Raw genomic sequence first — 22,748 nt, forward strand, 5'->3', positions numbered from 1 at the left:
TCTCTTAGGCTGTGTGCTTTTCGACGGTGACCTGCCCCCGCACCGACTTCCCCTCGCGGGCAGCAGCGGCCAGATGGCGGACGAGCTTGCGGGTGTCCACGCCCCACAGGCCGGTAATCCCCTGCGCCTTGAGCTCTTCGGCGAGGGTGCGCTGGGCGTTGTGGTTGGAGGCGATGCGCGCGAGGTCGCGCACGATGACTGCTGCGGCGGTGATGTCGGTGCTGCCGGATGCGCCCTCGCCGGTCCAGCCGACGTTGCCCACCTGCGGGGTGGCGAAGACGAGGATCTGGCCGGCGCGCTCGGCTTCGCACAGCTCGCGCTCGTAGCCGAACATGTCGGTGGTGAAAGCGACCTCGCCGGCGACTTCGTTCTCTGCAGGCGTCGCGCCGAAGATGAAGCCGGGGAAGGCGGAGCCGTCGTCAAGCACGAGCGTTGCGCGCGTGCGCTGGGGTTGTGTGGTGGTGTTTTCAGACATGGTTTACGCCTTCTTCGCGTCGTAGGTTTGGGTGCCGCGCAGCCAGGTGCCAACCACGCGGGCGGAAAATTCGATGCCTTCGTACGGGGTGTTCGAGGCCTTGGACGCCATCTGATCGCCGTAGGCGGTCCACGGCGATTCCGGGTCCACCAGCACCAGGTTGGCCGGCTCGCCAACAGCGATCGGGCGGCCCTGGTCTTTCAGGCGCAGGATCTCTGCCGGGCGCTCGCTCATGACCTTGGCCACGAAGCGCCAATCAGCGTCGCCCGGCTCCACGAAGATGCGGTGGACCACGGCCAAAGAGGTCTCCAGGCCGAGCATGCCGGGCTTGGCGTGCTCGAACTCCACGCACTTGTCTTCAGAGCCGTGCGGGGCGTGGTCGGTGGCGACCACGTCGACGGTGCCGTCGAGAAGCGCCTGCTTGAGCGCTTCGGCGTCGCGGGCCTCGCGCAGCGGCGGGTTCACACGGAACAGGCCGTCGTAGGTGGCGAGCTTCTCGTCGGTGAGCATGAGGTGGTGCGGGGTGACCTCGGCGGTGACGTCGATGCCCTGGTTCTTGGCAAAGCGCAAAAGCTCCACGGTGCCCTCGGTGGAGGCGTGGCACAGGTGGTAGCGGCCGCCGTAGTCGCGGGTCATGATCGCGTCGCGCGCCACAATGGACTCCTCCGCCACGCGCGGCCAGCCGCGCAGGCCCAGGCGCGCGGCCTGCTCGCCCTCGTGGGCGACGGAACCTTCGGTCATGCGGTGGTCCTCGGCGTGCTGCGCGAGCACCACATCGTGCGCCTTGGCGTACTCGATGGCGCGGCGCATCAGCTGCGGGTCGTTGACGCACTTGCCGTCGTCAGAGAACATGCGCACGCCGCTGCGCGCCATCAAACCGATCTCGGTGAGCTGCTCACCCTTCAAGCCCTGGGAGATGGAGCCGACCGGGTAGACGTCGCATTTGCCGTACTCCTGGCCCTTCGTCCACACCGCCTCGGCGAGAAACGGCTGGTCAATCACCGGAGAGGTGTTCGCCATGGTGAACACGGCGGTGAACCCGCCCTTGGCCGCGGCGTCGGAGCCGGTGGCGATGGTCTCAGTGTCCTCGCGGCCCGGCTCGCGCAGGTGCACGTGCATGTCCACCAGGCCCGGCAGCAGCACGTTGCCCCCGCAGTTCACGACCTCGTCCGCGTCGTCGAAGGGGTTCTCCCCGACCGCGTCGATCACGCCGTCAGCGACGTCGATGAGAATGTTGGTCACGTCCTCGCCGTACGGGCGGACGTTGTTCAAAGCGAGCGTGGTCACTTGCTGGCTCCTTCCTCATTGCCGCCCTGCTCTCCTGAGCTGGCGAGCAGCGTAAACAGCACGGCCATGCGGGTGTAGACACCGTTGGAGACCTGGCCCAGCACCACGGCGTTGTCGCGGTCCGCGACGTCGAAGTTGATTTCCATGCCGCGCAGCATTGGACCCGGGTGCATGATCAGCGCCGAGTCCTTCATGCGGTTCGCGCGGTCCTTGCTCAGCCCGTAGAGGGTGGCGTACTCGCGGTGCGACGGGAAGAAGCCGCCGTGCATGCGCTCAGCCTGCACGCGCAGCATCATCACCACGTCCGCCTGCTCGACCTCCGCGTCGAAGTCGTGCGACACGCGCGCCGGCCAGTACTGCACGCCGGTGGGCAAAAGCGTCGGCGGGGCCACCAGCACGACCTGGGCACCGAGCGTGTGCAGCAGATCCACGTTGGACCGCGCCACGCGCGAGTGCAAGATGTCGCCGACGATGAGCACGGTCTTGCCGGCCACGTCGCCGATGTGCTGGCGCATAGTCACCGCGTCCAAAAGCGCCTGGGTGGGGTGCTGGTGTTGGCCGTCGCCGGCGTTGATGATGCTGGTTTCCGGCAGCCACTTGCGCAGAAGCTGCGACGCGCCCGAGGCCGGGTGGCGCATGATGATCGCGTCCGCGCCGATAGCCTCGAGGGTGGCCGCGGTGTCTTTGAGCGACTCGCCCTTCTTCACCGAGGACGAGGACGCAGACAGGTTGATCACGTCCGCGCTCATCCACTTGCCCGCCGTCTCAAACGAGGACCGGGTGCGGGTGGAGTTTTCGTAAAACAGCGTCATCACTGTACGGCCGCGCAGGGTGGGCAGCTTCTTTATCTCACGGCCGTCCAGGGCTTCGCGGAAGCGGTCCGCCTCGTCCATCAGGCCGACAATTTCCTCGCGGGAAAGGTCCGCGATGTCGATCAGGTGCTTCATTTACGCCTCCCTAGCCAGCGTGACCCGGTCCTCGGCATCGAGCGGCGTCAGCGACACGGTGACGTCCTCGTCCTTCGAGGTGGGGATGTTTTTGCCCACGTAGTCCGCGCGGATGGGCAGTTCTCTGTGGCCGCGGTCCACCAGCACCGCCAGCTGGATGGCTGCGGGGCGGCCGATGTCGCGCAAGGAATCCAGCGCCGCGCGGATCGTGCGGCCGGAGTACAGCACGTCGTCGACAAGGATGACCACTGCCCCGTCGACGTCCACCGGGATGTTGGTGGGCCGCAGGGCGCGGTGGGGGCGGTTGCGCAAGTCGTCGCGGTACAGCGTCACGTCCAAGCTGCCCACGGGGATCGCCACCCCGGAAAATTCTTCAACGGCCTCAGCGATGCGCTGCGCCAGCGGCACTCCCCCGGACGGAACTCCCAGCAGCACAACCTGCGGGCTGGTCTCATCGTCCAACGCCGTTTTCTCGATGATCTGGTGCGCGATGCGTGCAACAGTGCGGCCGACGTCTTGAGCGTTCAGCAACTCAACGGTCGACCGTTCGTTCTCACTCATCGAACCTCCTTCCCCGCCTCACAGTGCGGAATTTAAAGGATTTCGAACCGGCCCCGCCTGTCGGGGCCGTGTGTAGTCTTGGGACCGCGTTTCACCTTAGCACCTGCATGTATAAACCGGGAAGGATTCCATGGGCATCCACGCTGAGTACACCCTCCCCTTCGACCGCGACACCGTCTGGCGCTGGCACACCCGCCCAGGCGCGGTCACCCGCCTTACCCCCGGTTTCCTGCCGATGCGGGTGGCAAGCGAAGCCGCGTCGATACGCAGCGGCACCACCGTGTTCCGCCTTCCCGCGGGCCAGAAGTGGGTCGCGCGCCACCTCGCCGACGGTTACGTCGCGGGCCGCCAGTTCACCGACATCGCCGCGAACCAGCCGGTGCGCGCGACTACTGGTTGGCGCCACGTGCACCGCTTCGAGGACGCGGGCGAGGGCACATTGCTTATCGACGACGTCAGTGCCCGCATCCCAGAAGCCGCGCTCCGCCCCGCCTGGGCTTATCGCCAACGCCAGCTGGTTCAGGACCTGCGGTTCATCGCTTCCCTGCCTCACGCCGCCCCGAAGACGGTGGCCATGACCGGCTCCAGCGGCCTCGTCGGCACCCACCTGCGCGCGCAGCTAACCACCGCCGGGCACACCGTGATCCCGCTGGTGCGAGGCACAGCGGGCCCCGGCGAGCGGCACTGGGACATGGACAACCCGGCAGCTGACCTGCTAGCCGGCGTGGACGGGGTGATCCACCTCGCAGGCGAGACCATCATGGGCCGGTTCACCGAAGAAAAGAAGCGCAGCATCCGCGACTCGCGCGTGGAGCCCACCCGCAGACTCGCCCGCCTCGCCGCGGACTCGGGAGTGGAGGTCTTCGTCGGCGCCTCGGCGGTGGGGTACTACGGGACAGATGCTGGCAGCGTTCCACGCGCCGAGGCTGACGGGCCCGGCGAGGGGTTCTTGGCCGAGGTCTGCGACGCCTGGGAGCACGCCGCCAATGTCGACGGGATGCGCAGCGTGCACATCCGCACCGGGCTGGCGCTGTCCAGCGCTGGCGGGCTGTTGCCGGTGCTCAAGGCCAGCGTCAACGCGGGGCTCACCGCGCAGTTCGGCCGCGGCGATTTCTGGATGAGCTGGGTGGCGCTGGACGATCTGACCGATTTCTACGTGCGCGCCCTGCTGGACGAGACGGTCTCCGGGCCCGTCAACGCCACTGCGCCAGAGCCGGTGACCAACGCCGAAATGTCTTCCACCCTCGCTCGCCTGCTGCACCGGCCGGACGTATTTTCCATCCCGACGTTCGGCCCGAAACTGCTGCTGGGCGAAGAGGGCGCGCACGAGCTCGCGCTGGCGGACCAACGCGTCCTGCCCACCGTGGCCGCCGAACACGGCTGGCGGCTGCGCTACCCCACCCTCGACGCAGCCCTGCGCCACGAGTTGGGCCGCGAGCAGCTGCTAGTCTCGCAGGCGTGACTACAGATCAAACCGAAGAGCCCGTCCAGCCGAGCGAGCACCCCGAACGCAACGTGACCGAGCAGGTCACGCCCGAGGCCGTCGCCGCGATCTTCGAGGAAGAAAACCTCGAGTACCGCATCGAAGACCAGCTGGTGCGTTCCGGCTTCATTAACGCCGCCATTGCGGTCGTCATCGATGGCGATCACCTCGTGTTCGAGGCGCTGTGGCGCGGCGAGTTCCCCCGCGAGATGGCGCCGAAGGTGCTCTACGCGTGCAACGAGCACAACCAGACGCACTTCGCGCCCACCCTGCGTTTCTTCGAACGCGGCGAGGACCAGCTGGCCATCAGCGCCATCCGCGCGATGCGCATCGCCGAGGGTGCGTCGTTCAACCAGCTCGGCGCGTTCATCGCCAGCTCCATCGACACCACGTTGCAGGCCTTCGACTTTTTGAAGAACACTTTCCCCACCGTTGTCACCTGGGAGGAGCCGCAGTAATGAGCAACGCAACGCTCGTGACCATCGACCGCGTGATCAAGGCCATGGCCGGCCACGACGTGGAGGTCTCCGACGACCCCTCGGGCCGCGCGGGCCACGCCAACGTCAACGGCTACAATCTGCTGTTCGTGCTGCTGGATTCCGTGCTCATCGTCCGCGCGGACTCCGTCACCGACACCCCAGCCGACACGCCTGACGCCACGTTGTACCTGGCGGCGAACCAGGTCAACAGCTCCTACCTGGACGCGCGCGCCCTCGTGGTCAACCGCACCGAGAACATCGTCGTTCGCACCGAGGCCGAGATCCAGGTTGGTGCGGGGCTCGCGGACGACCAGCTCTCCAACTCGCTGAAGGCCGCCGTCGACGGCGTGCTGGCCACCCAGGACGCGATGCGCGCTCTGGTCAGCGAGATTCAAAAGCAGGCCGAGGCCGCCGGCGCCGCCCCGACCGGTGGCGACGACAGCGCGAACTCCGCCGACTAGGAGTTCGCCAAACGCTCGAGCTCGACCTCGGGATCGAAATCGGCGGCAGGCCATTCGAGGTTGAGCGACTTCAGCGCGTCGAAAAGCAACGCCTTGACCACCGTGCGGCAGTACTTCTTGTTGTCGGACGGGATGCAGTACCACGGCGCGACCTCGGTGGACGTGCGCGTCATGGCGATCTGGTAGGCGGCCATGAACTGGCTCCACAGCTTGCGGTCGTCGATGTCGGAAGGGTTGTACTTCCAGTGCTTATCCGCGCGCTCGATGCGCTTTTTCAGGTTTTCCGCCTGGAACTCGCGCGAGATGTGCGGCATCACCTTGATGATCTTCGTGCCACGCGCCGCGAGCTCGTTTTCGAACTCCACGATCGCGCCGTAGCGGCGCTCGATCTCCTCCGGCGGCGCCATCTGCTTCACGCGCTGCACCAGCACGTCCTCGTAGTGCGAGCGGTCGAACACCGCGATCTGCCCCGGCTTGGGCAGGTGCGGGGTGAAGCGCCACAAGAAATCGTGGGCGGCTTCCTCCTCCGTCGGGCGCCCGAATCCCTGGACGCGCACGCCCTGCAGGTCCATGGTCGCCCCGATGACGTTGCGGACGATGCCGCCCTTGCCGGAGGTGTCCATGCCCTGCAGCACCAGCAGGATCGAACCGGCGTCCTCGTTGCCGGCGCGTCCGTTGGCGAAGAGCATCTCCTGCAGCTCGTCAAGGTCGTCGTCGTAGTCGTTGAACGCGTCGTCCACGTCCGAGACGCCCGGTGTCGCAGCTGGGTCCACGTCCACGAGCTGGAAATCGGGGCCCACGAAAAACTGCTTGGCTTCTTCAACGGTGAGCTTCGACATGTCGCTTCCTTTCGGTGGTGTGCGGTCTGGAAGTCGAGTAAAGGAGGTCGAGTACGCCGCTCAATGGGCGTGTACTCGACCTCCTCTACTCGACTTTCTGCCGGGCCCGGTACTAGCCGCGGGTCCCGTCCGTCGCCGGTTCCCCGGCCTCCAAGTCTTCGGTGGACTCGGCGATCTCGTGCGCCGTGGCTGCGTCGGTGTCCTCCGCCTGCTCCAGCCCGGAGTCCTCTGAGTGCTCATCGGTGGGGGCACTCTCGTCCTCTACCGGGTAGGCGTCTTCCGCGCCCTCGCCGGCAAACGGCGAGTTGGACGCTGCGCGCTGGGCGATGCCGTCGAGCACGACGTTAATGTACGGCGCTGCCTGGGCCCCGGAGTACTCCGCGGCCATCTCCACCCCCTCGGCGATGGAGATCGGCGCGTCCACCTCGTCGTTGAACAGAATCTCCCACGCCGCAACGCGCAGGATCTGACGGTCTACGGCGGGCAGGCGGAACAGCTCCCAGTCCTCGGAGAGGTGGCGCTCAATAGCGTCGTCGAGGTCGTCCAGCTTCTCCGCCGCGCCCGCGACGATGGTGCGGGTGTAGTCCGCCACCGGCGCGACTGCGTTGAGCGGGTCCTGGGACAGCTGCGCGCGATCCTCCACGATCGCCACAGGATCGATGTCGCGGGTCTCCGCCTCGAAAAGGATGTCTACTGCCCGGCGGCGCGCACGGTAACGCGCGCCGTGTCGTTTGTAATCGGGCATTAGTTGTTCACGCGAGACAGGTACTCGCCGGTGCGGGTGTCCACCTTGACCACGTTGCCGGTCTCCAGGAACAACGGCACCTGGATCTCAGCGCCGGTCTCCAGGGTTGCCGGCTTGGTGCCGCCGGTGGAGCGGTCGCCCTGCAGGCCCGGCTCGGTCTGCTCGATCTTCAGATCCACAGAGATCGGCAGCTCGGCGAACAGCGCCTCGCCCTCGTGGAAGGAAACCTGCACGCGCATGTTCTCCAGCAGGAAGCGAGCGGCATCGCCGAACTTGTCTGCCGGCAGCTCGTACTGCTCGAACGTCTTGTCGTCCATGACAACGTAGTTGGTGCCGTCGTTGTACAGGTAGGTCATGTCGCGGCGGTCAACGGTTGCGGTCTCCACCTTCACACCAGCGTTCCAGGTCTTGTCCACGGTCTTGCCGGTGACAACGTCCTTGAGCTTGGTGCGCACGAACGCCGGGCCCTTGCCGGGCTTGACGTGCTGGAACTCGATGATCTGCTGCAGCTTGCCTTCGTTCTTCAGCACCAGGCCGTTCTTGAAATCGGCGGTAGTTGCCATGGTAAGTACCTTCCTCCTGGGAGTATCGGGGCGTGTGCAAACACAGCAATGTTACAGCACTGTCAGTTCCTTGGTGTACTCCGTGATCACCTTCGGCGCCGCCGAGGTGATGATGAGCGTGTCCTCAATACGCACGCCGGCCTTGCCCGGGATGTAGATGCCGGGCTCGATGGTCAAGGTCATGCCCTCCTCGAGCACGCCGGTACCGGTCTTTGCCGCGCTGGGAGCCTCGTGCACGTCCAGCCCCACGCCGTGGCCCGTGGAGTGCACGAAGTACTCGCCGTATCCGGCCTCCTCGATCACGTCGCGGCAGGCCTTGTCCACGTCCACAAGCTTCGTCCCCGGCACCGCCGCTTTCACTCCCGCGAGCTGGGAGGCGAGGGTGACCTCGTAGATCTCTCGCTCGAGGGAGCCGATCTCCCCGATCGCGAACGTGCGGGTCATGTCCGAGTTGAAGCCGAGGCGGTGCATGCCGAAGTCGATGGTGACCAGATCGCCCTCCGCGATCACACGGTCGCCGGCGCTATGGTGCGGCTTCGCCGAGTTCGGCCCGGAAGCAACGATGGTGTCGAAGCTGACGCGCTCCGCGCCGAGCACGCGCATGCGGTATTCCAGGTCCGCCGCGACTTCCCGCTCGGTGCGGCCGGCGCGCAGCTCGCCGGCGTCCAACACTGCGTCGATCGCCTGCACCGTCAGCTCCGCAGCCTCCGTCAAGCGCGTGAGTTCCAGGTTGTCCTTGATCAGACGGATCTCCTCGATCACCCCGCTCACCGGCACGAGCGTGACCCCCTCGGGGCACGCCTCGCGCAGCTTCTCCAGCTGGGCAACCGAAACGTAGTCGGCTTCAAAGCCCACGCGGTGCCCCTCGGCGGCCTTGGACAGCATGGCCACGCCGACGTTGCGCTCGATGGTGGCCGCAATGTCCGGCACTTCCTCGCCGATCTGGGTGGTGTAGCGCCCGTCGGTGGCGATGGCGGCGGTGCGGTCCTTCGACACAAGCATCGCGCCGTTCGACCCGGAAAAGCCGGACAGGTAGCGCACGTGCGTCAGGTGCGTGACCAGCATGTCGTCGATGCGGCGCTCCGCCAGCTTCGTGGACAGTTTGCGGCGGCGGTCCTCAAATCGGGTGTCTGCCAGTGCCATCAGAGCCTCCTTGCGTAGTAGTCGAGCGCGAGCCGGTAGCCGTCCACCCCCAACCCCGCAATGACGCCTTCGGCGATCGGCGAAAGGTAGGAGTGCGCCCGAAACGGCTCGCGCGCGTGCACGTTGGAAATGTGCACCTCGATAAAGCCGTGGTGATCTTTCAGTTCTACCAGCGCGTCGCGCAGCGCGACTGAGGTATGGGTAAATCCGCCGGGATTAATCACCACGGCCCACCCGTTGTCCGCCGCCTCGTGCACCCAGTCGATCAGCTCGCCCTCGTGGTTGGACTGGCGGCACTCCACCTCCACGCCGAGCTCGCCGCCGCGCTCACACAATTGCTTCTCGACGTCCGCCAGCGTCACCGACCCGTAGATCTCCGGCTGCCGCTTGCCCAGCCTGTTCAAGTTTGGCCCGTTGAGCACCAGAATCTTCATCGCTACTCCGAAATCGCCTCGTACGTCGCGCGCATCTCCTCCACCGTCGCGTCCTCCAGCCTGGTGGCCGAGCCCAACCCGTCGAGGACGACGAAGCGGATACGCCCGTCGCGGTTCTTCTTGTCCAGCAGCATTGCGTCGTGCAGCTCGTCGAACGCGCCCGCCTCGTAACGGGTGGGAAGGCCCGCCTTTGTCAGGATTTCTTCGTGGAGGGCGACCAAGGATGCGTCGATAAGCTTCCTGCCCAATGCCAGGTGGGCGACGAACATCATGCCCACCGCGACCGCGTTGCCGTGGCGCCAGGTGTAGTTCTCGCGGCGTTCAATGGCGTGGCCGAGGGTGTGGCCGTAGTTGAGAATCTCGCGCAGGCCGGACTCCTTGAGGTCCTGCCCGACAACATTCGCCTTCACCGCCACGGAACGGCGCACCAGCTCCGGCCAGTGGTGCTCGGCGCCGTCCTGGTAGAGCTCCAAAATGCGCGGGTCCGCAATAAAGCCGGTTTTGATCAGCTCGGCGGAGCCTGAGACCACTTCCGCCTCAGGAAGGGTGTCGATGCGGGCGAGGTCGATAAACACGCTGTCCGGCTCGTGGAACGCCCCGACGAGATTCTTGCCCGCCGCCGTGTTGATGCCGGTCTTGCCGCCGACGGCCGCATCCACCATGGCCAGAAGCGTGGTAGGCACCTGCACGACCTTGATGCCGCGCATCCACGTCGCCGCGGCGAAGCCAGCGAGATCCGTCACTGCGCCGCCGCCGAGGCCGACAACGACGTCCTGGCGGGAAAAGCTGTGCGCGCCGAGGGTGTCCCACAGACTGGAAAGCACAGCCAGGTCCTTGCCTGCTTCCGCATCCGGCACGCACACCGCCACCGGCTCCACACCGGCGGACTCAAGCTGCTGCGCAAACTCGCTTGCGGCATCAGCCAGCGGCACCTGGTGCACGACGAGTGCGCGGCGCGCGCCGACCTGTGCGACGCGCTGAGCCGCCTGGCCCAGGTTGCCGCGCCCGATATTGACCGCGTACGGGCTTTGCCCCGTCACCTCAACTACAGCCATGCGCCTCGCCTTTCTCCCGCAGGGCTAATCCACGTCAATGAACCCGAGGACTTCCGCCACCACACGCTGCGGTGGGCGCTCGTCCGTGCGCACGCGGAAGCTGGAGACCTCCCGGTAGAAGGACTCTCGCTGCTCCAAAAGGTCCCGGTAGCGCTGTTCGCGGTCCTCGCCGTCGAGCACCGGACGCGACGCATCCTCCGCCGTGCGGCGAATTCCTTCCTCGGCGGTGACGTCGATCCACACCACGGTGTGGCGCTGCAGGAGCGTGCGCACCTCTTCGGTGACAATCGCGCCGCCGCCGAGGCTGACCACCCCGCCGGTGGCGAGCGCGCGGGCCACGTAGCCCACCTCGAGCTCGCGGAAGGCGTCTTCGCCGAGCTCCGAGTACAACTCGCCGCAGGCCTTGCCCTCGCCCTGCTCCATGAGGAGATCGGAGTCCACGATGGGCAGGTTCAGTGCGCTGGCGATCCGCCGGCCGATCGTCGACTTGCCCGCTCCCGGCATGCCCACCAGCACAACACGCGGCGCGGAGTGCACCAATGCAGGCGCCGCAGTGACGAGTTCGGTCGCACTCGGCGCATCGTTCTCGTCGAACGGTGTTGCGCTGTCCGCGCCATCAGCGCGCGCGGCTTCCGGAGCGAGACCGTGCACCAAATCGTTGACAATATCTGCCGGGGATGCCCCGGCCGGAGTGGTCATGCCAAATCCTCCTCTCGGGCGAACGCGAGCCGGTCCGCCGCGTACGCGCGGTACGCCTCCACGTTGCGTCGAACCTCATCCACAGTATCGCCGCCGAACTTCTCCGACACTGCTTGCGCGAGCACCAGCGCCACCATCGCCTCAGCGACGACACCACCAGCGGGCACCGCGCACACGTCCGAACGCTGGTGAATGCCGGTGGCGGCTTCCCCGGTGGACATGTCCACGGTCTTCAGCGCGCGCGGGACAGTCGAAATCGGCTTCATGGCCGCACGCACACGCAACTGCTCGCCGTTGGTCATGCCGCCCTCGAGGCCGCCGGCACGGTTCGTGGAACGTGTCACGCCGCCCTGCCCGCGCACCATCTCGTCGTGCGCCTGCGAACCCCGGCGGCGGGCCTCCTCGAAACCGTCGCCGACCTCGACACCCTTCACAGACTGGATGCCCATCAGCGCGCCAGCCAGGCGCGCGTCAAGGCGGCGTTCGCCGGAGACGTGCGAGCCCAGGCCGACCGGCAAACCGTCCACGATGACCTCGACAACGCCGCCGAGGGTGTCCCCGTCCTTCTTCGCAGCCTCGATGCGGGCGACCATGTCCGCCTCCGCTTCTTTGTCGTAGGCGCGGACCGGGGAGGCGTCGATAGCCTCAATGTCCTCGAAGCTCGGGTGCGGCCCTGCGTACGGGGCGGACTCGCCGATGGAGATCACGTGCGAGAACACCTCCACACCGAGGGTTTCGCGCAGGAAGCTACGGGCCACAGTCGCAGCCGCCACGCGCGCCGCGGTCTCGCGCGCGGACGAGCGCTCGAGCACCGGACGGGCGGAGTCGAAGCCGTACTTGATCATGCCCGCGAAGTCTGCGTGGCCCGGGCGCGGGCGGGTCAGCGACGCTCCGCGCCCGGACGACATGGCCTTCGCCACCTCCGGGTCCTCCATGTCCACTGGTTCCGCGGACATGATCGTGGTCCACTTCGGCCACTCGGTGTTGCCGATCTGAATGGTGATGGGGCTGCCGATGGAGGTCCCGTGGACCACGCCGGTGAGAAGCGTAAGCTCATCGGCCTCGAACTTCATGCGTGCTCCACGCCCGTATCCGAGCCGGCGGCGCGCCAGCTGGTGGGCGATGTCTTCCTTGCGCACCGGCAATCCAGCCGGCGCGTTTTCCACTAACGCAATGAGGGCTTGGCCGTGCGACTCCCCGGCCGTTGTCCAACGAAGCATGGCGACATTCTTGCACAAGCCTCGCCAAATTCGGCCCTCAAACCCCCGAATACATACACAAAAAAGGAAACAGCACCCATCCGGCTCCAAGCATCGACGGCCCGTGCGGCACCGCGCGCATCCCCGTAACGACAGCGACAGCAACACTGAGCAGGCCCGATAGCCCAATCGCCGCGACGACGCCGAGGGGCCCTCCCACGGCCGCGCAAGCCACCCCGAGCGGTACCGCGAGCTTGACGTCTCCTCCGCCAATTCCGCGGCCCACGAGAAGGTACAGCGCCGGCCACACCAGCCCCCACGCCAACGGCGGGTGCCACACGCACGCGATGGCAGCCGCCACCGCAGGCGGGACAGTCAACGGGTCCGGCAACCTGCGCTCGCGGATGTCGTAAGCCCCCAACAGCGCCGACCACGCAAGAAAAACTCCCCCTGCCGCATAGGCGGCGAATCCCCCGATCCCCATGCAGGCGAGACTAGTGGGACTGCTCCCAATGGCGCAACAGCGCCTCACGCATCGCCTCGCGCGGAGCGTCAACGCCGGTGAACTGCTCGAACTGGGCGTAGGACTGCCCCGCCAGCATGGACAACCCGCCCACCACCGGGTAGCCGTTCGAAGCGGCACGAATCGCTAGCGGGGTCGGCCACGGGTTGTAGATCACGTCGAACACCGGAGCGTGCCCGAGCTGTTCAGCGTGCTGCTCCAGCACATCCGCGGGCACAGTGGACGCGACGACATCGGCCTGCAGCGCCACGCTCTCCAAGTCAGCGTCGTAGGTGCAGAAGGACACATCTATCCCCTGCGCCAGCTCCACATACTCAGCAGCACGGTCCGAACGGTTGACCACCGTGACCTGTTCGCAGCCGAGCTCGCGCAGCGCCCACATCACCGCCCGTGCGGTGCCGCCGGCGCCGACAAGCACGGCGCGCTTCGGAAGGGTGTGCCCCAACAGCTCCCTCAACGCCACTAGGGCGCCCTCGCAATCGGTGTTGTCGGCGCGCCAGTGGCCGTCGACACGCGTGAGTGTGTTCGCGGAACCGATCTGTTGCGCGCGCTCAGTCACCTCGTCCGCAAAATCCAGCGCCGCAAACTTGCACGGCATGGTCACCGAGAAGCCGCGGTAGGTCTCGCCGGATTCCCGCACGACCCGGGAAAGCTCCTCTGCCTGGCAGAGAATCCTGGTATATTCCCAGCCCTCAAGGCCCGCCGCCTCGTACCCGGCGCCATGCAGCACCGGAGACAGCGAGTGCGCGATGGGCGAGCCGAGGACCGCTGCGCGGTGGGTGATCTCCATGAGCTAGCGCTGCGAGTCCAGCACGCCGGAGTCCACCGCACGCTGGGTGTCGTTGAGGTGCTGCTCGAAGGTGTCGTTGAAGATGGTCGTGCCGTCTTTGTCCACGGTGACGAAGAACAGCCAGTTGCCCTCGGCCGGGTGCTCCATCGCCTCGATGGCCTCGATCGACGGAGAGGCGATCGGGGTCTGCGGCAGACCGTCCATGGCGTAGGTGTTCCACGGGGTCACCCGACCACGGTCCTCGTCGGTCGTGGCGACCTCGACGGACGGCAGGCCGTAGTTGACCGTGGAGTCGAACTCCAGGCGCATCGGCTCATCCAGACGGTTGAGGATCACTCGCGCGACCTTGTCGAACTCGCCGGCCGGAGCCTCGCGCTCAACCAGCGACGCCGCCGTGAGCAATTCGTACGGGGTCAGACCGACAGCCTTTGCGCGGCCGACAATGTCGGTGGATTCGTACTGCTTGGCGGACCGGGTGATCAGGTCAGTCAGGATCTCCTCCGCGCTCGCGTGCGGATCAATGACGTACTCGCCCGGAGCGATCAGGCCCTCAAGACGCTTCGCGTCGCCTGCGCGTCCGGCCACCGTTTCTCGCGCCCACTCGGGCACACCGAGGGCTTCCGGATCTGCATCCGCCGCAACCTTGTTCAGATCCTCCAGATTCACGCAATCAGATGCTGGCTTCTCGCCGCACGCGGACTGCTGAATCATGGTGAGGATGCCCAGGCGCTTCTGCCCGCCGAGGATGTTGATGTCCATCAAGGTCGCGCCGCCGTAAACCTGCAGCGGCGTGACGCGTTGCTTCGGGTCGAGCAGCGCCTCCACGGCGGACTCGGCGCTCATCTCCCCCTGCAGGCGGTAGAAACCGGGCTGGATGTTGTCGGCGTTTTGGTTGTTCGCCGCAGCAGTCTGGAATGCGTTGTCGGAGGCGACGATGCCGCGCTCTTCCAGCTCCGGGCCGAGCGCGGACAGGCTTGCGCCCTCCTTGATCTGCACTACCTGCTCCTCGCCGTTGCCCGTGCCCTCGTAATCCGACACGTTGTTGCCGCGGGCGATGGCGATCCAGGCGATCAAGCCGATGATCAGCAGGAGCGAAGCAACCAGCACTGCGGTGCTGCGTGTGCGCCGCATGGCGGCCTGTCGTGGGGTCACGGTTAAATCTCCTTGAGGTAGTTCTTGCGGCCGTCCAGCCATGATTGCAGAATCTCCACCGCCGCCGCCTGGTCGATCACGGCGCGCGCGTCCTTTTCGCGCACGCCTGAAGCTCGCAGCGCGTGCGTGGCGGCGACCGTGGTCAGTCGCTCGTCCGCCATTTTCACCGGCACGTCGCTGCGCCGCTTGATGCGGAACGCGATTTCTTTCGCGTGCTTGACGCTCTTGGAGCCGTCGCCGTTGAGGTTCGACGGCAGTCCGACAACGACCTCCACGGCGTCGAGCTCGTCGATAAGCTCAAGCAAACGCTCGATGTCTTCGCCGTCGCGGTCCTTGAACCCGGTGACCCGGCGGACCGTTTCCACCGGGGTGGCCAGCGTCGCGTCCTTGTCGGAGGAGGCCACGCCGATGCGGACGGTGCCCACATCGATGCCGATGCGGCGGCCCTGCCCCGGGTCGTCAACCCCCGGGGTGTCTGGCTGCACCTTCATCCGTGTGTCCTTTCCACCTTCGACGGCTACGTAAACAACAGACCGGTTACCGGCGGGGCGGTTAACTGGCCTTAGTTAAACCTAACCGTTTCCTGTGGAACCGGCGGGGCGCTTCTTCGGCGTGTCACGCATTACAGCGCTGGTTTTCAGGCGAGCGACTCACGCACTGCGCGCAGCGCGTCCTCGATTCCGGCCGGGTTCGCGCCGGTGCCCTGCGCCAGGTCCGGCTTTCCGCCGCCCTTGCCGTCGACGTACTGGCCGATCAGCTTGACCAGGTCGCCGGCCTTCACGCCGGACTGAACGGCCTGCGGCGTCGCGGCTGCGGCCAGCGACACCTTGCCGTCCACCTGGGACAGCAGCACGATCACTGCGTCTTCTGCCTGCAGCTTGCCCCGCAGGTCGTTGGCAATCGTGCGCAGGTCGCCGGTGGTGATACCTTCGGGCAGCTGCTTTGCGACGACTCGGTGCACGCCGAGCGTCTGCGCCTCATCCGCCAGGTTGGCAGTCGAGGCCAGAAGCTGCTGACGGTGCAGGTTCTCAATCTCCTTCTCGGCCGCGCGCAGGCGCTCGGTCAACTGGGCGATCCGGTCCGGCAGCTCCTCGGTCGGTGCCTTCAGCTCCGCAGCCAGGCCGGACGCGAGCGCGGCCTCCTTGGACAGGAACTTGAAGGAGTCCATGCCGGAGTACGCCTCGATGCGGCGGGCGCCGGAGCCGACGGAGGATTCGCCGAGGACGGCCACCGGGCCGATCTGCGAGGCATGCTCGACGTGAGTGCCGCCGCACAGCTCGATGGAGAACGGCCCGCCGATCTCCACCACGCGCACGGTGTCGCCGTAGCTCTCGCCGAACAGCGCCATCGCGCCCATCTCCTTCGCATGGTCCAGAGAGGTCTCAATGGTGTTGACCGCGAAGTCCGCGTCCACCGCCTGGTTGGTGATGGTGGCGATTTCCTCGAGCTGCCCGTCCGTGAGCTGGTCGGTGTAGTTGAAGTCGAAGCGCAGGTAACCCGGCTTGTTCAAGGAACCAGCCTGGACTGCGGTGGGGCCGAGCACCTGGCGGATCGCGGCGTGGATCAGGTGGGTCGCGGAGTGCGCCTGGCGCGCGCCGTGGCGCCACGCCTCGTCCACCTCGGCGGTGACGGTGGAGCCCAGATCGAGCCCGCCGTTTTGCACCGTGGCCTTGTGCAGCCACAGCTTCTTGCCCACTCGCTGCACGTCGTTGACGTTGAGGATGGTGTCGCCCATGAGCAGGCGGCCGCGGTCGGCCATCTGGCCGCCGGACTCCGCGTACATCGGGGTCACATCCAGGATGACCTCGACCTCGTCGCCTTGGGCGACCTCGCCGACCTTCTCGCCGCCGCGCACCAGGCCGATCACCTTCGCGTCGTGGGTGAGCTGGTCGTAGCCCACGAACTCGGTCGGGTTCGCGTCCACCCACTCGCGGTAGAGCGACTCGTCCACGTTGCGGTGCTTCTTCGCCTTGTTGTCGGCCTTGGCGCGCTCGCGCTGCTCCTGCATAGCGGCGTTGAAGGCGTCCATGTCCACGTCCAGGCCAGCCTCGCGGGCCATCTCCACGGTCAGGTCGATCGGGAAACCGTAGGTGTCGTGCAGCTCGAAGGCTTGCGCGCCCGGCAGGACCTTGGCGCCGGATGCGGAGACGGCGGAGGCGGCTTCGTCGAAACGCGAGGTGCCCGCCTCAAGTGTCTTGGAGAACGCCTTCTCCTCGGCTACCGCCACGCGCAGGATGCGCTCGCGGTTGTCGGCGATCTCCGGGAACGACGGGGTCATCGTGTCCATGATGGTGTTCATCAGCGTCTCCATGACCGGGCCGGTCGCGCCCAGCAGGCGCGCGGAGCGGATGATGCGGCGCAGCAGACGGCGCAGGATGTAGCCGCGGCCCTCGTTGGACGGGGTCACGCCGTCGAGGATGATCATCATGCCGGTACGTGCGTGGTCGGCGACGACGCGGAAGCGCACGTCGTCGTCCTTGTTTCCGGCGTCGTACTTCGCGCCGGTCAGCTCCACAGCAGCATCGATGACGGGGCGCAAAAGGTCGGTCTCGTAGACGTTGTCCACGCCCTGCAGGATGCAAGCGACGCGCTCGATGCCCATGCCGGTATCGATGTTCTTCTGCGGCAGCTCACCGACGATATCGAAGTTGCCCTTCTTGTCGCCCTCGCCGCGGATGGACTCCATGAACACGAGGTTCCAGATCTCCATGTAGCGGTTGTCGTCGGCGACCGGGCCGCCCTCGACGCCGTATTCCGGGCCGCGGTCGTAGTAGATCTCCGAGCACGGGCCGCAGGGGCCGGGGATACCCATGGACCAGAAGTTGTCTTCCATGCCCATGCGCTGGATCCGCTCTTCCGGAATGCCGATCTTGTCGCGCCAGATCGAGGCGGCCTCGTCGTCTTCCAAGTAGACGGTCACCCACAGGCGCTCCGGGTCCAGGCCCAGCCCGCCGTCCTCGACAGCGCCGGTGAGCAGGGTCCAGGCGTGCGTGATCGCGCCTTCCTTGAAGTACTGGCCGAAGGAGAAGTTGCCGGCCATCTGGAAAAACGTGTTGTGGCGGGTGGTGATGCCCACTTCCTCGATGTCCAGGGTGCGCACGCACTTCTGGATGGATGTGGCGGTGCCGTTTGCGAAATCCGGAGTCTGGTCGCCCAAAAAGTACGGCTTGAACGGCACCATGCCGGCGTTGACGAACAGCAGCGTCGGATCGTCCAGAATCAGCGGAGCGCTGGGCACCGGGGTGTGTCCCGCCTCGACGAAGTGGTTGGTGAACCGCTCTCGGATCTCATGGGTCTGCACGCGTGATTGTCCTTTCAGCAGCGCCGGTTTTTATCCGCGCTTACTCTACCCCGCGCCTCGACGCCGCCCGGTGTCACCGCCCGCGGACGAGGTTCCTCAGCCGCCCGATGTAGTCCTTGATGCGCCGCTCCGCCCCGTGGTCGGTGGGTTCGTAATACACAGCATCTTCGAGGCCGTCGGGCATGTACTGCTGCTTCACGACGCCCAAAGGATCATCATGCGGATAGACATAGCCCACCGCATTGCCCATGGCCTTCGCCCCTTCGTAGTGCCCGTCACGCAGGTGCGCCGGCACCGGCGGGGCGTGTCCCGCGCGCACGTCCGCCAAGGCCCGGTCGATCGACTGGATCACCGAGGGCGACTTCGGTGCCGTGGCCAAATGAATCGTCGCCTGCGCGAGCGCCAGCCTGCCTTCCGGCATGCCGATGAACTGCACTGCGTTCGCCGCCGCGTTGGCGGTCTGCAGCGCGGTCGGGTCCGCCATGCCGATATCTTCGGATGCGTGGATGACAAGGCGCCGGGCGATAAACCGTGGGTCCTCCCCCGCCTCGATCATCCGCGCGAGATAGTGCAGTGCGGCATCCACGTCGGAGCCGCGGATGGATTTGATGAACGCGCTGACGATGTCGTAGTGCTGGTCGCCGTCGCGGTCGTAGCGCACTACCGCACGGTTGACGTTTTCCTTGACAGTGTCGACGGTGATTGTCTCCCCCGGCTGCACCGCTTCGGCCGCGGCCTCCAAGTAGGTCAGCGCGCGGCGTGCATCGCCGCCGGCGAGGAGGACAAGTTGGTCCCGTGCGGCGTCGTCAAGCTTGAATGCGCCGTTGAATCCGCGCTCGTCCGCCATCGCCCGGTCGAGCACCCTGCCCAAGTCCTCCGCATCGAGGGACTCCAGCTTCAGCAGCAGCGAGCGCGACAAAAGCGGCGCAACCACGCTGAAGCTCGGGTTTTCCGTGGTCGCCGCGACAAGCAGCACGGTGCGGTTTTCCACGGCGGCGAGCAGCGCATCCTGCTGCGTCTTGGAAAAACGGTGCACCTCGTCGATGAACAGCACCGTCTTCTCCCCGCGGATCAGGTCTCGCCGTGCTTCGTCGATGACGGCACGGACTTCCTTTACCCCGGAGGACAGCGCCGAAAGCGCGACAAAACTCTGCCCCATCGCAGACGCGATCAGCGATGCGATGGTGGTTTTGCCGGTCCCCGGCGGGCCGTAGAGGATAACCGAGGCGGCGCCGGAGCCGTCGATAAGTCTGCGAAGTGGCTTGCCCTCGCTGAGCAGGTGCCGCTGGCCCGCGATCTCGTCGAGGGTCCGCGGCCGCATGCGCGCGGCCAACGGCGCGGACGCCCCAGCCTCAAAAAAGGCGGTGCCGCGGTTGCCGGAATCGCCGCGGCTGTTGTTGCCGCCTGCGGCAGCGAATAGTCCCTCTTGTTCCACGCGCACCTCTCTTAGCGCAAGCGCTCAGCCAGCGTTTGCGCGAACTCGCTTATCGTGCGGTACGCGGGGTCCTTGCCGGTGCCCGCGAACGCGGCGAGGGACTCGAACGTCTCGCGCAAGTCCCGGCGCACCAGCGCCTCATCGGCGGTAAACGGCCCCTGCGAGTGCGGCCGCAGCACATCTCCGGCGTAGTCCGCAGAGTGTTCTTCGGTTTCGGCGCTCGCTTCCAACGGACCCAGGTCGGACACGTCAAGGCCAGCGGCCTCGAAGTCCTCCTTGAGCTTGGCGTCGTGTTCCACCAACTCGGCTGGGCTCACCGGATCCAGCATGGCCACGCTACTCATCGCCCAGCCGATGAGCCCCGCAGTAATCCGCGCCTGCAACGTATCCGGGTGCTCCACGCTCGGCCAGATGCCGCGCACCTCGCTCACCCACGCGTCGATGAACGCCTCGGTGGCGGCGGCGTTGAACGGCTGCGCCGCGAGAAACACCGGGAAGCGGGCAACCACAAACGCCACATCGAACGTGACGTCCCTGTAACCCGCCCACTCGTAGTCCAGGAAATGGAACGAGTTGCCGGTTTGGATGATGTTGTCCGGCGTCAAGTCGAACGGGGTGAACGCACGCATCCCGCCGCGCAGTAGCCGGGTAAGCACGTTCGTGGCGGCGAAGCGGACCTCGCCAGGAATGTCGATTCCAGCCCGCTCCAGGAACTCCACGCCGATACGGATGCGGTGCGACAGCAGGCGGTCACGCAAAAGCTGCAGGTTCGCCGAGTTCTTCCGCGAACGCGTCATGCGCTGAAACAGCACATTGAACGCGTCTTCGTCGTCCGCGGTGCCCGCGTGCATCTTGCCCAGCGCCCGGCCGAGCCGGCGGAGAAGATCAACGTGCGTGTCCGCGTCGACGTCCTGCAACAGGTCCGCGAGCGTTCGACCGTCGCCCAAATCCGAGATGATCAGGATGCGCTGCGCAGTGTCGTAGCCCAGCAACACCGGGCCCGGGCGCGCATCTTCACTCAGAGAGGTGGCGAACTGGTAGGCCACAGTCTCGCGCAGAAACGCCGCATCCGCCAGCTCGTCGCCAGTAGCCGGCGAGTGCTTCACCACCACCGAACGGTGCTGGAAAAACGGGTTGTTCACCACCCTCGCCCGGAACACGTCCGCCAGGCCGGACCCGTTGAGCCGCTCGACGTCGACAAGCTGCTGCTCGCCGCCGTAACGCTTGGTCAGAATGTCGGCGGCTGCGCGGATGATCTCCTGCGTATCGCCCATCGCTGGCCTACTTTTCGTCGCCGGCTCCGGCCTCGCCGCCCTGTGCTTCGGCGTCCTTCTTCGGCTTGAAGTCCACGCCGGTCTCCTTGCGCTGCTCCGCCGGGATCGGCGCCGGGGCATCCGTCAGCGGATCCACGCCGCCGCCCGACTTCGGGAAGGCGATGACGTCGCGGATGGATTCAAAGCCGCCGAGCAGGGACACGATGCGGTCCCAGCCGAAGGCGATGCCGCCGTGCGGCGGGGCACCGTACTGGAAGGCGTCCAGCAGGAAGCCGAACTTCTCGTCTGCTTCCTCGTCGGTGATGCCCATGACCTCGAACACGCGCTTCTGCACGTCGTGCTCGTGGATACGGATCGAGCCGCCGCCGATCTCGTTGCCGTTACAGACAATGTCGTAGGCGTACGCGAGCGCCTCGCCCGGGTTCTCCTCGAAGTTGTCCAGGTACTCCGGCTTCGGGGAGGTGAAAGCGTGGTGGACGGCGGTCCACTTGGAGTGGCCGAGAGCGACATCGCCGGAGGCCGTCGCATCCGCGGCCGGCTCGAACAGCGGCGCGTCGACGACCCAGGTGAACGCCCAGTCGCCGTCCTTGATCAGGTCCAGCTTCCGGGCGATCTCGCCGCGGGCTGCGCCCAGCAGCGCGCGGGACGCCTTCGTCTCACCTGCCGCGAAGAAGATGCAGTCGCCCGGCTTTGCGCCCACGTGCGCGGCAATGTCGGCCTTCTCCTCTTCGGTAATGTTCTTGGCCACCGGACCGGTCAGCTCGCCGTCCTCCTGCACGAGGATGTACGCCAGGCCCTTCGCGCCGCGCTGCTTCGCCCACTCCTGCCACGCGTCGAGCTGGCGACGCGGCTGGGAAGCGCCACCGTCCATGACCACAGCGCCGACGTACTCGGCCTTGAACACGCGGAAGGTGGTGTCCTTGAAGAACTCGGTGCACTCCACCAGCGGGATGTCGAAGCGCAGGTCCGGCTTGTCGGAGCCGTACTTCTCCATCGCTTCCTTGTAGGTCATGCGCGGGATGGGCGTCTGGATGTCGTAGCCGATCAGCTTCCACAGCTCGACCAAGATCTCCTCGGCGAGCTTGATGATGTCGTCCTGGTCCACGAAGCTGGCCTCAACGTCCAGCTGGGTGAACTCCGGCTGGCGGTCCGCGCGGAAATCCTCGTCGCGGTAGCAGCGCGCCAGCTGGTAGTAGCGCTCCATGCCAGCCACCATGAGCAGCTGCTTGAACAGCTGCGGCGACTGCGGTAGGGCGTACCAGGAGCCCGGCTTCAAACGAGCCGGCACCAGGAAGTCGCGTGCGCCCTCCGGGGTGGAACGGGTCAGCGTCGGCGTTTCAATCTCAGTGAAGTCGTGGCTGTCCAGCACGCGGCGGGCAGCCTGGTTCGCCTTCGCGCGAAGACGAATCGCCCTCGCCTGGCGCTCGCGGCGCAAGTCCAGGTAGCGGTAGCGCAGGCGGGCTTCCTCGCCGACCTCGCTGGAGGAAGCGTCCTCGATCTGGAACGGCAGGGCCGCGGCCTTGTTGAGCACCTTCAAGTCGGTGACGTTGACCTCAATCTCGCCGGAGGCCAAATTCGGGTTGGCGGACCCCTCCGGGCGCGGCTCGACGGTGCCGGTGACCTGGATGACGTACTCGCTGCGCAGGTCGTGCGCAGCCTCGGCCACCTCGGACTCGCGGAAGACCACCTGGGCCAAGCCAGAGCGATCGCGCAGGTCGATAAAGATCACGCCGCCATGGTCGCGACGACGGGCCACCCAGCCGGTGAGCGTGACAGTTTGGCCGTCCAGTTCTTTATTCAGGTTCCCCGCAAGGTGAGTGCGCAGCAAGGTATCCACGTCCTTCCACGTGATGGCAAATCTAACCTGTAAAAGTTTACCCGCCGTCTCGTCGCAGTGCGCCCG

The 22,748-nt window shown here is 66.5% G+C and carries 23 protein-coding genes; 3 read left to right on the forward strand and 20 right to left on the reverse strand.

What is annotated here, in order from left to right; genetic code table 11:
• Positions 1 to 4: 4 nt before the first annotated feature.
• Genes ACX1NL_RS06695 through pyrR form a run of 4 tightly spaced genes read right to left on the reverse strand, consistent with a single transcriptional unit; the run spans position 5 to position 3,270 of the window.
• Positions 5 to 475 (reverse strand): carbamoyl-phosphate synthase domain-containing protein, encoded by a 471-nt coding sequence (locus ACX1NL_RS06695; RefSeq protein ID WP_458897699.1) that lies wholly within the window; start codon positions 473 to 475, stop codon positions 5 to 7.
• A 3-nt stretch (positions 476 to 478) separates the two neighbouring features.
• Positions 479 to 1,762 carry a dihydroorotase gene (locus ACX1NL_RS06700; RefSeq protein WP_458897700.1) on the reverse strand — a complete coding sequence of 428 codons (1,284 nt, stop codon included), beginning with the start codon at positions 1,760 to 1,762 and terminating at the stop codon, positions 479 to 481.
• Positions 1,759 to 2,709, reverse strand: a complete 951-nt coding sequence (locus tag ACX1NL_RS06705) for an aspartate carbamoyltransferase catalytic subunit (protein WP_458897701.1) — start codon at positions 2,707 to 2,709, stop codon at positions 1,759 to 1,761. Before ACX1NL_RS06705 ends, ACX1NL_RS06700 begins: the two co-directional genes overlap by 4 nt.
• On the reverse strand, positions 2,710 to 3,270 hold the full coding sequence (pyrR, locus tag ACX1NL_RS06710; RefSeq protein ID WP_458897702.1) for a bifunctional pyr operon transcriptional regulator/uracil phosphoribosyltransferase PyrR: 561 nt from the start codon (positions 3,268 to 3,270) through the stop codon (positions 2,710 to 2,712).
• Between the two features lie 130 nt (positions 3,271 to 3,400).
• Between pyrR and ACX1NL_RS06715 the strand changes: the two genes are divergently transcribed.
• From ACX1NL_RS06715 to ACX1NL_RS06725, 3 genes are read left to right on the forward strand one after another with little or no spacing between them, the layout of a single operon-like run.
• Entirely contained in the window at positions 3,401 to 4,732 is a 1,332-nt protein-coding gene (locus ACX1NL_RS06715; RefSeq protein ID WP_458897703.1) for a TIGR01777 family oxidoreductase, read from the forward strand.
• Positions 4,729 to 5,211 (forward strand): YbjN domain-containing protein, encoded by a 483-nt coding sequence (locus tag ACX1NL_RS06720; protein WP_181888505.1) that lies wholly within the window; start codon positions 4,729 to 4,731, stop codon positions 5,209 to 5,211. The genes ACX1NL_RS06715 and ACX1NL_RS06720 overlap by 4 nt, the downstream gene beginning before the upstream one ends.
• Positions 5,211 to 5,693, forward strand: coding sequence for a YbjN domain-containing protein (locus ACX1NL_RS06725; protein WP_301613169.1), 483 nt, complete (start codon positions 5,211 to 5,213; stop codon positions 5,691 to 5,693). Before ACX1NL_RS06720 ends, ACX1NL_RS06725 begins: the two co-directional genes overlap by 1 nt.
• Here the strand turns inward: ACX1NL_RS06725 and ACX1NL_RS06730 are convergent.
• The 16 genes from ACX1NL_RS06730 to aspS all read right to left on the reverse strand — a co-directional run bounded on the left by ACX1NL_RS06730 (position 5,690) and on the right by aspS (position 22,673).
• On the reverse strand, positions 5,690 to 6,532 hold the full coding sequence (locus tag ACX1NL_RS06730; RefSeq protein WP_448237446.1) for a PPK2 family polyphosphate kinase: 843 nt from the start codon (positions 6,530 to 6,532) through the stop codon (positions 5,690 to 5,692). The two genes, ACX1NL_RS06725 and ACX1NL_RS06730, sit on opposite strands and share 4 nt — an antisense overlap.
• A 112-nt stretch (positions 6,533 to 6,644) precedes the next feature.
• A complete protein-coding gene (gene nusB / locus ACX1NL_RS06735; protein ID WP_239306410.1) occupies positions 6,645 to 7,277 on the reverse strand; it encodes a transcription antitermination factor NusB in 633 nt (210 codons plus the stop codon).
• Positions 7,277 to 7,840: an elongation factor P gene (gene efp / locus ACX1NL_RS06740; protein ID WP_181888509.1), complete on the reverse strand. Its 564-nt coding sequence runs from the start codon at positions 7,838 to 7,840 to the stop codon at positions 7,277 to 7,279. Before efp ends, nusB begins: the two co-directional genes overlap by 1 nt.
• A 51-nt stretch (positions 7,841 to 7,891) precedes the next feature.
• Positions 7,892 to 8,983, reverse strand: coding sequence for an aminopeptidase P family protein (locus tag ACX1NL_RS06745; RefSeq protein ID WP_458897704.1), 1,092 nt, complete (start codon positions 8,981 to 8,983; stop codon positions 7,892 to 7,894).
• A complete protein-coding gene (aroQ, locus tag ACX1NL_RS06750) occupies positions 8,983 to 9,417 on the reverse strand; it encodes a type II 3-dehydroquinate dehydratase (protein WP_448237440.1) in 435 nt (144 codons plus the stop codon). The genes ACX1NL_RS06745 and aroQ overlap by 1 nt, the downstream gene beginning before the upstream one ends.
• Before the next feature lie 2 nt (positions 9,418 to 9,419).
• A complete protein-coding gene (gene aroB, locus ACX1NL_RS06755) occupies positions 9,420 to 10,472 on the reverse strand; it encodes a 3-dehydroquinate synthase (protein WP_458897705.1) in 1,053 nt (350 codons plus the stop codon).
• Between the two features lie 24 nt (positions 10,473 to 10,496).
• A complete protein-coding gene (locus ACX1NL_RS06760) occupies positions 10,497 to 10,976 on the reverse strand; it encodes a shikimate kinase (protein WP_236883491.1) in 480 nt (159 codons plus the stop codon).
• 191 nt (positions 10,977 to 11,167) lie between these two features.
• Positions 11,168 to 12,391 (reverse strand): chorismate synthase, encoded by a 1,224-nt coding sequence (gene aroC, locus ACX1NL_RS06765; RefSeq protein ID WP_301613159.1) that lies wholly within the window; start codon positions 12,389 to 12,391, stop codon positions 11,168 to 11,170.
• A gap of 37 nt (positions 12,392 to 12,428) precedes the next feature.
• The gene (locus ACX1NL_RS06770; RefSeq protein WP_458897706.1) at positions 12,429 to 12,854 is read right to left on the reverse strand and encodes a prepilin peptidase; all 426 of its coding nucleotides are present in this window, start codon (positions 12,852 to 12,854) and stop codon (positions 12,429 to 12,431) included.
• 10 nt (positions 12,855 to 12,864) lie between these two features.
• A complete protein-coding gene (locus ACX1NL_RS06775) occupies positions 12,865 to 13,683 on the reverse strand; it encodes a shikimate dehydrogenase (protein WP_181888516.1) in 819 nt (272 codons plus the stop codon).
• 3 nt (positions 13,684 to 13,686) lie between these two features.
• The gene (locus tag ACX1NL_RS06780) at positions 13,687 to 14,814 is read right to left on the reverse strand and encodes an endolytic transglycosylase MltG (RefSeq protein ID WP_239306448.1); all 1,128 of its coding nucleotides are present in this window, start codon (positions 14,812 to 14,814) and stop codon (positions 13,687 to 13,689) included.
• A gap of 23 nt (positions 14,815 to 14,837) precedes the next feature.
• Entirely contained in the window at positions 14,838 to 15,326 is a 489-nt protein-coding gene (ruvX, locus tag ACX1NL_RS06785) for a Holliday junction resolvase RuvX (protein ID WP_181888518.1), read from the reverse strand.
• 146 nt (positions 15,327 to 15,472) lie between these two features.
• Positions 15,473 to 18,136, reverse strand: coding sequence for an alanine--tRNA ligase (gene alaS, locus ACX1NL_RS06790; RefSeq protein ID WP_239306404.1), 2,664 nt, complete (start codon positions 18,134 to 18,136; stop codon positions 15,473 to 15,475).
• Positions 18,137 to 18,209: 73 nt separating this feature from the next.
• The gene (locus tag ACX1NL_RS06795; protein WP_458897707.1) at positions 18,210 to 19,571 is read right to left on the reverse strand and encodes a replication-associated recombination protein A; all 1,362 of its coding nucleotides are present in this window, start codon (positions 19,569 to 19,571) and stop codon (positions 18,210 to 18,212) included.
• An 11-nt stretch (positions 19,572 to 19,582) separates the two neighbouring features.
• A complete protein-coding gene (locus ACX1NL_RS06800; protein WP_458897708.1) occupies positions 19,583 to 20,845 on the reverse strand; it encodes a protein kinase family protein in 1,263 nt (420 codons plus the stop codon).
• Between the two features lie 7 nt (positions 20,846 to 20,852).
• Positions 20,853 to 22,673: an aspartate--tRNA ligase gene (aspS, locus tag ACX1NL_RS06805; RefSeq protein ID WP_458897709.1), complete on the reverse strand. Its 1,821-nt coding sequence runs from the start codon at positions 22,671 to 22,673 to the stop codon at positions 20,853 to 20,855.
• Between the last annotated feature and the right edge of the window lie 75 nt (positions 22,674 to 22,748).

The organism is Corynebacterium sp. CQ3829_602738, from assembly GCF_054478435.1.

What these genes read in the sequence shown, in the direction of transcription:
- ACX1NL_RS06695 (WP_458897699.1), bottom strand. Translation starts at nt 475, where the DNA reads ATGTCTGAAAACACCACCACACAACCCCAGCGCACGCGCGCAACGCTC.
- ACX1NL_RS06705 (WP_458897701.1), bottom strand. Translation starts at nt 2,709, where the DNA reads ATGAAGCACCTGATCGACATCGCGGACCTTTCCCGCGAGGAAATTGTC.
- pyrR (WP_458897702.1), bottom strand. Translation starts at nt 3,270, where the DNA reads ATGAGTGAGAACGAACGGTCGACCGTTGAGTTGCTGAACGCTCAAGAC.
- ACX1NL_RS06715 (WP_458897703.1), top strand. Translation starts at nt 3,401, where the DNA reads ATGGGCATCCACGCTGAGTACACCCTCCCCTTCGACCGCGACACCGTC.
- ACX1NL_RS06725 (WP_301613169.1), top strand. Translation starts at nt 5,211, where the DNA reads ATGAGCAACGCAACGCTCGTGACCATCGACCGCGTGATCAAGGCCATG.
- ACX1NL_RS06730 (WP_448237446.1), bottom strand. Translation starts at nt 6,532, where the DNA reads ATGTCGAAGCTCACCGTTGAAGAAGCCAAGCAGTTTTTCGTGGGCCCC.
- nusB (WP_239306410.1), bottom strand. Translation starts at nt 7,277, where the DNA reads ATGCCCGATTACAAACGACACGGCGCGCGTTACCGTGCGCGCCGCCGG.
- efp (WP_181888509.1), bottom strand. Translation starts at nt 7,840, where the DNA reads ATGGCAACTACCGCCGATTTCAAGAACGGCCTGGTGCTGAAGAACGAA.
- ACX1NL_RS06745 (WP_458897704.1), bottom strand. Translation starts at nt 8,983, where the DNA reads ATGGCACTGGCAGACACCCGATTTGAGGACCGCCGCCGCAAACTGTCC.
- aroQ (WP_448237440.1), bottom strand. Translation starts at nt 9,417, where the DNA reads ATGAAGATTCTGGTGCTCAACGGGCCAAACTTGAACAGGCTGGGCAAG.
- aroB (WP_458897705.1), bottom strand. Translation starts at nt 10,472, where the DNA reads ATGGCTGTAGTTGAGGTGACGGGGCAAAGCCCGTACGCGGTCAATATC.
- ACX1NL_RS06760 (WP_236883491.1), bottom strand. Translation starts at nt 10,976, where the DNA reads ATGCCGGGAGCGGGCAAGTCGACGATCGGCCGGCGGATCGCCAGCGCA.
- aroC (WP_301613159.1), bottom strand. Translation starts at nt 12,391, where the DNA reads ATGCTTCGTTGGACAACGGCCGGGGAGTCGCACGGCCAAGCCCTCATT.
- ACX1NL_RS06770 (WP_458897706.1), bottom strand. Translation starts at nt 12,854, where the DNA reads ATGGGGATCGGGGGATTCGCCGCCTATGCGGCAGGGGGAGTTTTTCTT.
- ACX1NL_RS06775 (WP_181888516.1), bottom strand. Translation starts at nt 13,683, where the DNA reads ATGGAGATCACCCACCGCGCAGCGGTCCTCGGCTCGCCCATCGCGCAC.
- ACX1NL_RS06780 (WP_239306448.1), bottom strand. Translation starts at nt 14,814, where the DNA reads ATGCGGCGCACACGCAGCACCGCAGTGCTGGTTGCTTCGCTCCTGCTG.
- ruvX (WP_181888518.1), bottom strand. Translation starts at nt 15,326, where the DNA reads ATGAAGGTGCAGCCAGACACCCCGGGGGTTGACGACCCGGGGCAGGGC.
- ACX1NL_RS06800 (WP_458897708.1), bottom strand. Translation starts at nt 20,845, where the DNA reads ATGGGCGATACGCAGGAGATCATCCGCGCAGCCGCCGACATTCTGACC.